Raw genomic sequence first — 1,580 nt, forward strand, 5'->3', positions numbered from 1 at the left:
CACCCCCGCCTGGGCCGAAAAGATCACTGGCGTCGACCGCGAGAAGATCATCGCCGTGGCGCGGGCATTTGCCGGCAATGCCGAAAAGACCCATGGCAAATCCATGGTCATCCTCGGGGCCGGTCTGAACCACTGGTACCACATGGACATGAACTATCGCGGCATCATCAACATGCTGGTGATGTGCGGCTGCATCGGCCAGGAGGGCGGCGGCTGGTCGCACTATGTGGGGCAGGAAAAGCTGCGCCCGCAGACGGGCTGGGCACCGCTTGCATTTGCGCTGGACTGGAACCGTCCGCCGCGGCAGATGAATTCGACCTCATGCTGGTATGCCCATACCGACCAGTGGAGGTACGAGACGCTGCGGGCGACTGAAGTCCTGTCGCCCACAGCGCCCAAGGGCGATTGGGACATCAGCCTGATCGACTACAACATCCGCGCCGAGCGGATGGGTTGGCTGCCGTCAGCGCCACAACTCAAGACAAATCCGCTGGACGTGTCCAAGGCCGCAAAGGCAGCGGGGAAAGACATCAAGGATTACGTCGCCGAGCAGTTGAAGTCCGGCGCACTGCAGATGTCCTGCGAAGACCCCGACGCGCCGGAAAACTGGCCGCGCAACCTGTTCGTCTGGCGCTCCAACCTGCTGGGCTCTTCGGGCAAGGGGCATGAGTACTTCCTCAAGCACCTTCTAGGCACCGATCACGGTGTGATGGGCAAAGATCTGGGCGAGGAAGGCGGCGTCATGCCGAAAGAGGCCGTCTGGCATGACGATGCACCGAAGGGCAAGCTTGACCTCCTGGTGACCATCGACTTCCGGATGTCCACCACCTGCGTCTATTCCGACATCGTGCTGCCGACAGCCAGCTGGTACGAAAAGGACGATCTGAACACGTCCGACATGCATCCGTTCATCCACCCCCTGCAGGCGGCGGTTGACCCGGCCTATGAAAGCAAATCCGACTGGGAGATATTCAAGTCGATTGCCCGCAAGTTCAGCGAAGTTGCGCCCGAGGTGCTGGGCGTGGAAACCGACATCGTCCAGCTTCCCTTGCTGCATGACACCCCCGGCGAACTGGCGCAGGCGCATGTGCGCGACTGGAAAAAGGGCGAGTGCGACCTGATCCCCGGCAAGACCGCGCCGAACTACGTCGCGGTCGAGCGGGACTACCCGAACCTCTACAAGAAGTTCACTTCAGTCGGTCCTCTGCTGGAAAAGCTCGGCAACGGCGGCAAGGGGATCAACTGGGATACCAAGGCCGAGGTCGGGCATCTGCGCGATCTGAACGGCGTCGTGCTGGATGAAGGCGTGTCCAAGGGTCACGCGAAACTCGAAACCGCCATCGACGCGGCGGAAATGATCCTGATGCTGGCCCCCGAAACCAACGGCGAAGTGGCCGTCAAGGCTTGGGAGGAACTAGAAAAACCCACCGGCCGCCACCACGCCCACTTGGCCGAAGGCGCACACCACACGAAGATACGCTTCCGCGATATCGCAGCCCAACCGCGCAAGATCATCTCCAGCCCCACATGGTCGGGGATCGAAAGCGAAACGGTCTGCTACAACGCGGGCTACACCAACG

The 1,580-nt window shown here is 61.5% G+C and carries 1 protein-coding gene; it reads left to right on the forward strand.

Translation table 11 applies throughout. The features are described 5' to 3' along the window. Nucleotides 1-1,580, forward strand: a 1,580-nt coding sequence (locus ACRCSW_RS15230) for a molybdopterin-dependent oxidoreductase (protein WP_438706435.1), incomplete at both ends; no start/stop codon positions are given.

Source organism: Tabrizicola sp., assembly GCF_051645465.1.
Taxonomy (GTDB): domain Bacteria; phylum Pseudomonadota; class Alphaproteobacteria; order Rhodobacterales; family Rhodobacteraceae; genus Tabrizicola.